Below are 8464 nucleotides of genomic sequence, written 5' to 3'. Positions count from 1 at the left end.
TGCTCATGCTGAGTTTCCAGCACTAGATTAACTGCCCGTTCACGGACTTCCGGAGAGTAACGTTTGGTCGTTGTCATAGAGACCTCCACTTTTAAAGTATAGACTCTAATTTATCCGGGGTGATTCAGTTGCGATCGACGATGGCGGCGCCCGGAGGGGCGCTGAAACATTGCGTCAGGTCGTTCCAGGGCCAGCCGGGCGCCTTGTCATGGCTGGCAAACACCGAGGTATCAATGATCAGATCGCCGGTGATTTGTTTGATGCCCTGCTTGCGCAGTTCGGCCACCATATTGCGTAAGCGCTGGCGGGTGAAGGTGGGATCGCCGCCGAAGCGCGCGGTCAGATTGCCGCGCAGGACCCCGCCCACCGGTGCCGCGGACGCCTCCAGAGTGGTGGTGAAGCGATAATCCGGCCCCAGCTGCAGCAATGCCGCGAGGGCAGTAAGCAACTTCATGGTGCTGGCGGGCAGCGCCATTTGCTGACTGTGATAATCAATGGTGGGTTGCGGAGCCCCCACTTTTTGCACCATTAGCGCCAGATTGGCACCGTCGGGTAAGTATTCCGTATAGTTTTCAACCGGCGCCGCCTGTGCGGAAAGCATGAAAACACTGGTCAATCCTATGACTAATCGTAAAAAACGCATAATTTTGGGCAACGGCAAAGTAACGTGCTGTCATACTACGGTGCAAACAGGGATAAAGTAAACGATGACCCACACCGAACTCTGCGGTAAAATACGTATCAAAATGCAAAACTGAGGCTGGCCTGGGAAGCAATTCCGGGGTCGCCTCCTTTTGCTTTGCGCTTGGTGAGCGGCGTGTGCCAAACGCGCGTCGCGCCAGCGTCTGTCACGCCAGGACGGCGATTATTTTAGCAGGAAGAATTTATCTAGAGGTATAATTATGAACCAGATTCCGATGACCCTGCGCGGCGCTGAAAAACTGCGGGAAGAGCTCGAAAATCTCAAAAGCGTCCGCCGCCCCGAAATTATCCGGTCTATCGCCGAGGCCCGCGAACACGGCGATTTAAAAGAAAATGCCGAGTATCATGCCGCCAGGGAACAGCAGGGCTTCTGTGAAGGCCGTATTCAGGAAATCGAAGCCAAGCTGTCCAATGCGCAGGTGATCGATGTGACCAAGCTGGCCCCGAACGGCCGCGTCATTTTCGGCGCAACAGTCAGCGTAGAGAACCTGGATAGTGAAGAGAAACAAACCTACCGCATCGTTGGCGACGATGAAGCCGATTTCAAGCAAAATCTGATTTCCATTAATTCCCCCATTGCCCGCGGGCTGGTGGGCAAGGAAGAAGGGGATATCGTAGTCATTAAGACCCCGGGTGGCGAGGTGGAATACGAGATCCTCAAGGTGGCGTATCTGTAAGCGTCCGGGCGCTGCACAGCCGGCCAACGCCCGCTGTTGACTCCCGCGGGCCGCCGTCGGCTTTGTAAAGAAAAGCAAAAGGCCGCGCGTGGCCTTTTCCTGTGGGTCGGAGAGTGGCATCTTTCCAGCAGAAAAGATGATGTTAGCGGGGTAGCGTAATTTTCCGCTCTTTAGCCGGCCGGTACAGCACCAGAATATTGCAAATAACCTGTACCTTGCTGGCGCCGCTTTCACGAATGATAGCATCGGCAATCAGCGTTTTGGTCTCACGCTCTTCAGCGGCAATTTTCACCTTGATAAGCTCATGATGTTCCAGCGCCTGTTCAATTTCGGCCAGCACACCTTCGGTCAGGCCGTTATTGCCCAGCATTACCACAGGCTTCAGCGAATGAGCAAGCCCCTTAAGGTGCTGTTTTTGCTTATTATTCAGATTCATTTGTATTTTTTACTTAGGTTGGGATTGAAAACGGCATATTCTACCGCCATCTCATACATATCGCCAAATCGGACGATGCTGATTTGGCTTACGGGCGGCCAATTCTTTCCACCGCTACATTCTTTTAGGATAGTTGGGAAATAAGATGGCGACCAAAAAGCGTTCTGCAAGCTCCAGCCGCTGGCTGCAGGAACACTTTAGCGATAAATATGTTCAACAGGCACAAAAAAAAGGACTGCGTTCCCGTGCCTGGTTTAAACTTGATGCAATACAGCAGAGCGACAAGCTATTCCGGCCCGGGATGACCGTGGTGGATTTGGGCGCGGCGCCCGGTGGCTGGTCGCAATACGTCGCCACGCAAATCGGCGGCAAAGGGCGTATCATCGCCTGTGATATCCTGCCGATGGATCCCATGGTGGGCGTTGACTTTCTGCAGGGGGATTTTCGTGAACCCCTGGTGCTGCAGGCCCTGCTTGAACGCGTAGGCGCGCAGAAGGTGCAGGTGGTGTTGTCCGACATGGCGCCCAATATGAGCGGAACGCCGGCGGTCGACATCCCCAAATCCATGTATCTCGTGGAGCTGGCGCTGGAAATGTGCCGGGATGTCCTGGCTCCGGGCGGGAGTTTCCTGGTTAAAGTCTTTCAGGGAGAAGGTTTTGATGAGTACCTGCGGGAAATTCGCTCCCTGTTTACGAAGGTAAAAATCCGCAAGCCAGACGCTTCCCGGGCCCGATCCCGCGAAGTGTACATTGTGGCGACAGGGCGCAAACTATAGTACCCTACGCTAATTGTTAACACCGTTGTAATATGAGGTTAATCCCTTGAGTGACATGGCGAAGAACCTGATTCTCTGGTTAGTTATCGCAGTCGTGCTGATGTCGGTATTCCAGAGCTTCGGGCCCAGCGAGTCCAATGGCCGTAAAGTGGATTATTCCACCTTTATGTCCGAATTGAATCAGGATCAGGTTAGGGAAGCGCGTATTAACGGTCGTGAAATTACCGTTACTAAAAAAGACAGTAACCGCTACACCACCTATATCCCGGTCAACGATCCCAAGCTGCTCGATATCCTTTTGACCAAGAACGTCAAAGTCGTCGGCGAGCCGCCGGAAGAACCCAGCCTGCTGGCGTCGATCTTTATCTCCTGGTTCCCGATGCTGTTGCTGATTGGGGTCTGGATTTTCTTTATGCGCCAGATGCAGGGCGGCGGCGGTAAAGGCGCGATGTCGTTCGGCAAGAGCAAGGCGCGAATGCTGTCGGAAGATCAGATCAAGACAACGTTCGCCGATGTCGCCGGTTGCGACGAAGCCAAGGAAGAAGTTAGCGAACTGGTGGATTACCTGCGTGAGCCGAGCCGTTTCCAAAAGCTGGGCGGCAAGATCCCGAAAGGCGTGCTGATGGTGGGGCCGCCCGGGACCGGTAAAACGCTGCTGGCCAAGGCCATTGCGGGGGAAGCTAAAGTTCCCTTCTTCACCATTTCCGGTTCTGACTTCGTGGAAATGTTCGTAGGCGTGGGCGCCTCGCGCGTGCGCGACATGTTCGAGCAGGCGAAAAAAGCGGCGCCGTGCATCATCTTTATCGATGAAATCGACGCCGTCGGGCGTCAGCGCGGCGCGGGTCTCGGTGGGGGACACGACGAACGCGAACAGACCCTGAACCAGATGCTGGTGGAAATGGACGGGTTTGAAGGTAACGAGGGCATTATCGTCATTGCCGCGACCAACCGGCCCGACGTGCTGGACCCAGCGCTGCTGCGTCCCGGCCGCTTCGACCGCCAGGTGGTGGTTGGCCTGCCCGATGTCCGCGGTCGTGAACAGATTCTGAAAGTGCACATGCGCCGCGTACCGCTGTCGCCCGATATGGATGCGTCGGTCATTGCGCGCGGTACGCCCGGGTTCTCAGGGGCCGATCTGGCTAACCTGGTGAACGAAGCGGCGCTGTTCGCCGCCCGCGGCAGCAAACGCGTGGTATCGATGGTGGAATTCGAGAAAGCCAAGGACAAAATCATGATGGGCGCCGAGCGCCGTTCCATGGTGATGACCGAGGCGCAAAAGGAGTCTACCGCCTACCACGAGGCCGGCCACGCCATTATCGGCCGCCTGGTGCCAGAGCATGATCCGGTGCATAAAGTGACGATTATCCCGCGTGGTCGCGCCCTGGGGGTGACCTTCTTCCTGCCGGAAGGGGACGCCATCAGCGCCAGCCGCCAGAAGCTGGAAAGCCAGATCTCCACCCTGTACGGCGGCCGGCTGGCCGAGGAGATTATTTACGGTCCGGCGAAAGTGTCCACCGGGGCATCCAACGACATCAAGGTAGCGACCTCTATCGCCCGCAACATGGTGACCCAGTGGGGGTTCTCCGAAAAGCTCGGCCCGCTGCTGTATGCCGAAGAAGAGGGCGAAGTGTTCCTCGGTCGCTCGGTGGCCAAGGCGAAGCACATGTCCGATGAAACGGCGCGTATTATCGATCAGGAAGTGAAGTCACTGATTGAGCGTAATTATGTCCGCGCCCGCGCGCTGCTATCGGAAAATATGGATATCCTGCATGCCATGAAGGATGCGCTGATGAAATATGAAACCATCGATGCGCCGCAGATCGACGATTTGATGGGCCGCAAAGCCGTCCGCCCGCCCGCCGGCTGGGACGACACCGTCTCCGGCAATAGCGGCGACGACGGTACGCCGCGCGCCCCGACGCCGGTGGACGAGCCTCGCACGCCGAATCCCGGCAATACCATGTCGGAGCAATACGGCAACCGCTAAAGGTCCCTTGCGCGCCGGCCTGTAAGCCCCGGCGCGGTAATACCGCCAGCCCCGCGTTATACGACACGCCGGGGCTTTTTTTTGCGCTGAAAATGCTAAGATAGCCGCCTAACAGATTGCACAGCATAAGGAAACGCCGTTATGCAACTTATTGCGCGAGAGCGCACCCTCAGCCTGGCGGTGCCCCGCGTCATGGGGATCCTCAACGTGACCCCGGACTCGTTCTCCGACGGCGGCAAATATCAACGTCCGGCCGACGCCATCGATCATGCCGCGGCAATGCTGGATGCCGGCGCAGCCCTTATCGATATCGGTGGTGAATCCACCCGCCCCGGCGCGCAGGCGGTCAGCGATGAGGAAGAAGCGGCGCGGGTGGTGCCGGTGGTCGCGGCGCTGGCGCAGCGCTTTGATACGTTTATCTCCGTAGACACCTCCAAGGCGCTGGTGATGCGTGAAAGCGCGGCGGCCGGTGCCCATATGATCAACGATATCCGCGCGCTCGGTGAACCGGGTGCCCTGGACGCCGCCGCCGCCAGCCAACTGCCCGTCTGCCTGATGCATATGCAGGGCGAGCCGGACACCATGCAGCAGGCGCCGCATTATGAGAATGTGCTGGCGGAAGTAGAGGCTTTTCTCGTACAGCAAATTGCGCGTTGTGAAGCTGCCGGCATCGCCAAAAACCGACTGGTGCTCGATCCGGGCTTCGGTTTTGGCAAGACCCTGGCGCATAATTATCGCCTCCTGGCCCGATTGGGTGATTTGCATCATCTCGGGCTGCCGCTGCTGGTGGGAATGTCGCGCAAATCAATGATAGGCGCATTGTTGGATCTTCCGGCAGAACAGCGGGTTTCAGGCAGCGTTGCCTGCGCGGTAATCGCCGCACTGCAGGGGGCGCAGATTATCCGGGTCCATGACGTCAGGCAGACCGTGGAAGCCATGCGCGTGGTGGAAGCCACGCTTACAGCGAAGGAAACCTATTTTCAATGAGTAATCATCAATATTTCGGCACCGACGGCATCCGTGGCAAGGTCGGCGACAGCCCCATTACGCCGGATTTTGTGCTCAAGCTCGGCTGGGCCGCCGGTAAGGTGCTGGCGCGCCATGGCTCGCGGAAAATCATTATCGGCAAAGATACCCGTATCTCTGGCTACATGCTGGAGTCGGCGCTGGAAGCGGGACTGGCGGCGGCGGGGCTTTCCGCAGCGTTCACCGGCCCGATGCCGACGCCGGCCATTGCCTATTTGACCCGGACCTTTCGCGCCGAGGCCGGCATAGTGATCTCCGCCTCCCATAATCCGTTTTATGATAACGGTATCAAGTTTTTCTCCATCGACGGCACCAAGCTGCCCGACGAGGTGGAAGAGGCTATCGAGGCGGAGCTGGCCAAGCCGCTGACCTGCGTCGAATCGGCGGAGCTGGGCAAAGCCAGTCGCATTGTGGATGCGGCCGGGCGCTATATCGAGTTTTGCAAAGGGACCTTCCCCGGCAATTTAAGTCTTAAGGGGCTGAAGATTGTGGTGGATTGCGCCAATGGCGCCACCTACCACATCGCGCCCAGCGTGTTGCGCGAACTCGGCGCGACGGTGGTGACGCTCGGCTGCCAGCCGGACGGTATGAATATTAACCAGGAGTGCGGCGCTACCGATGTTCGCCTGCTGCAAAGCCGGGTATTGGCGGAGAAGGCGGATTTGGGCATCGCCTATGACGGCGACGGCGATCGGGTGATTATGGTCGATCATCTGGGGCAGAAAGTGGATGGCGACCAGATCCTGTATGTCATTGCGCGGGAAAAACTGCGCCAGGGCCAGCTGTCCGGCGGCGTGGTGGGCACGCTGATGAGCAATATGGGACTGGAGCTGGCGCTGAAGCAGTTGGGGGTGCCTTTCGTGCGCGCTCGCGTCGGCGACCGCTATGTGCTGGAGAAAATGCAGGAAAAAGGCTGGCTTATTGGCGCTGAAAATTCCGGTCACGTCATCTTGCTGGACAAAACCACCACCGGCGACGGCATCATCGCCGGGCTGCAGGTGTTATCGGCGATGGTTGGCAACCACATGAATCTGCACGATCTGTGCAGCGGCATGCGCCTGTTGCCGCAGATCCTGGTCAATGTGCGCTTCGCCGGGCAACACGATCCGCTGGCGTCGGCGGCGGTGAAGCAGGCCAGCGACGACGTGGAGCAGCAACTGGCCGGGCGCGGGCGGGTGCTGCTGCGCAAGTCGGGCACCGAGCCCCTTATCCGCGTTATGGTGGAGGGGGAAGACACCGAGCAGGTCAGCCGGCTGGCGCATCACATTGCTGACGCGGTGAAAGCCGCAGGCTGAGGTGAAGGGCCGGGCGCTGAGGTGGTGAATGCCGCAGGCTGAGGCGTAAGGCCCGGCGCTGAGGCGGTGAACGCCGTGGGCTGAAGTGAAGGGCCCGGCGCTGAGGTGGTGAACGCCGTGGGCTGAAGTGAAGGGCCCGGCGCTGAGGTGGTGAAAGCCGCAGGCTGAGGTGAAGGGCCCGGCGCTAAGGCATAGGTATCTACACATCAGGGAGGAGGCTTAAGAGCAACTCTCGCTAAATGAGTAAGTTCTTCCAGACTATATTCCGATAATAATTTTAGTGTATTCAACAAGATGGATAGGCCAGCGAGCAGAGCAGGAGCGCTCTCTCTGCGGCCTCGCTTTTGCTGTCGTCCTGACAAGCGACATATCAGCTGGCGGGCTGCCGCATTTTCTTCTCCTTCAGCGCGTTGCAGCCGCCATACCAGAACAGCAGCCATACTGGCTATTAACAACCTGCGTAGTACGGCTGGCGCGCTGCGCTGAAGCCATGTTTCTACGTCATGTCCGGCACCTTTCAGCAACTTAAAAAATGATTCAATATTCCAGCGCCAGTAATACCAACGAGCTACTTCCTCGCAGGTGATCTCGCTGCAAACGTTTGTAAGCAGCGTCCAGCGTCCCACCACATTACCGAGATCATCCGTAAGCCGAACAACAACCAATCTGACCGTCAGAGGCTCTCCAGGTTGGATTTTTATGCGGCGGCCGGTTTCTTTATCTTTACGCTTCTGCTGCGCAGCTCGGGTTATGACTATCGAGGTTTCACTGATTTCCATATCAGCTTTTTTCCCTTTCCAGTCTACCTGTCCGCATCCGTTGTATGGCAGAAGAGCAGCAATCTCACCAATTTTCAATGAATTACCTTGCCACTCTGCACCATGTCCTTCTTTTCCTCGGATAAGCCAGCATATTCCTTGAGTACTCAACGTCCGCATATGTCCAATAGAGTCACCCTCTCTATCAATTATATGAATCAGCTTTTTACCTATATTAAGCGATTCCACACGGGCAATATCGGTCGTCAAGGCGTCCATATGTGTCTGCCGTTCGGACAGTCCTTCCGCCAACGTTGAATGACAACCGGTTGCATCGGTAAGTGTCTGAGATAGAGGCGCTATTGGCAAACCCGTGCCAGCATCAACCAGCAAGCTGCTTTGAAGTTCATATCCAACATCGCCACCGTGCGTCATTTTTAAGCGTCCGTATTTGGCATGATGGTAAAGAAATTGTAAACGTGACCAATCATGAACAACGAGAGCGTATGGATGCGGGCTAAGCGAAATTTGCTCAAGTGCTAGCGAAATAATTGGCTCATTGAGTTGACTGAAGCTAATTCGCTTATTATTCAGAAAACGCCAGACAGCTTGGGTAGTTGCGAAAGTTGATTTTTGAGCACTTGCGAGGTCTTTAACCGCAGAAGCAAGAAGAGCCGCGGGCGTCATATGCTGTTTAACCAGCGTCTGATATCGGCGGGTAAGGCGAGAGTCAATCCCGCCAACAGATAGGTTGAAATCATTCTGCAAAGTAATAACAGGTATCACGATAAATGTGTAGATACCTATG

General features: G+C 56.6%; 7 protein-coding genes and 1 pseudogene. 5 read left to right on the top strand and 3 right to left on the bottom strand.

Annotated elements, in window-relative coordinates:
- Positions 1-127: 127 nt before the first annotated feature.
- Positions 128-643, bottom strand: a pseudogene (gene dacB / locus CINSTRO3249_RS10195) (D-alanyl-D-alanine carboxypeptidase/D-alanyl-D-alanine-endopeptidase); the annotation flags it as partial.
- Between the two features lie 259 nt (positions 644-902).
- Between dacB and greA the strand changes: the two are divergent.
- Positions 903-1379 carry a transcription elongation factor GreA gene (gene greA, locus CINSTRO3249_RS10190; RefSeq protein ID WP_074013204.1) on the top strand — a complete coding sequence of 159 codons (477 nt, stop codon included), beginning with the start codon at positions 903-905 and terminating at the stop codon, positions 1377-1379.
- Between the two features lie 142 nt (positions 1380-1521).
- Here greA and yhbY read toward each other — a convergent pair whose 3' ends face one another.
- Positions 1522-1815, bottom strand: a complete 294-nt coding sequence (yhbY, locus tag CINSTRO3249_RS10185) for a ribosome assembly RNA-binding protein YhbY (RefSeq protein WP_074013203.1) — start codon at positions 1813-1815, stop codon at positions 1522-1524.
- 145 nt (positions 1816-1960) lie between these two features.
- Here yhbY and rlmE point away from each other — a divergent pair, with 145 nt between their 5' ends.
- The 4 genes from rlmE (at position 1961) to glmM (ending at position 6898) form a co-directional block, all read left to right on the top strand.
- A complete protein-coding gene (gene rlmE, locus CINSTRO3249_RS10180) occupies positions 1961-2590 on the top strand; it encodes a 23S rRNA (uridine(2552)-2'-O)-methyltransferase RlmE (RefSeq protein WP_074013202.1) in 630 nt (209 codons plus the stop codon).
- 55 nt (positions 2591-2645) lie between these two features.
- On the top strand, positions 2646-4577 hold the full coding sequence (gene ftsH / locus CINSTRO3249_RS10175; RefSeq protein ID WP_074013201.1) for an ATP-dependent zinc metalloprotease FtsH: 1932 nt from the start codon (positions 2646-2648) through the stop codon (positions 4575-4577).
- A gap of 141 nt (positions 4578-4718) precedes the next feature.
- A complete protein-coding gene (gene folP, locus CINSTRO3249_RS10170) occupies positions 4719-5564 on the top strand; it encodes a dihydropteroate synthase (protein WP_074013200.1) in 846 nt (281 codons plus the stop codon).
- Positions 5561-6898 carry a phosphoglucosamine mutase gene (gene glmM, locus CINSTRO3249_RS10165; RefSeq protein WP_074013199.1) on the top strand — a complete coding sequence of 446 codons (1338 nt, stop codon included), beginning with the start codon at positions 5561-5563 and terminating at the stop codon, positions 6896-6898. The genes folP and glmM overlap by 4 nt, the downstream gene beginning before the upstream one ends.
- A gap of 206 nt (positions 6899-7104) precedes the next feature.
- On the opposite strand, the gene CINSTRO3249_RS10160 is transcribed toward glmM, so the two are convergent.
- The coding region (locus tag CINSTRO3249_RS10160) for a flagellar biosynthesis protein FlhF (RefSeq protein WP_254304262.1) at positions 7105-8464 on the bottom strand (1360 nt) is incomplete at its 5' end.

It is taken from the genome of Candidatus Sodalis sp. SoCistrobi, assembly GCF_900143145.1.
Lineage (GTDB): Bacteria > Pseudomonadota > Gammaproteobacteria > Enterobacterales > Enterobacteriaceae > SoCistrobi.
Note: the sequence above shows the minus strand (reverse complement) of the source record. Positions and strands in the feature narration are given on the sequence as shown.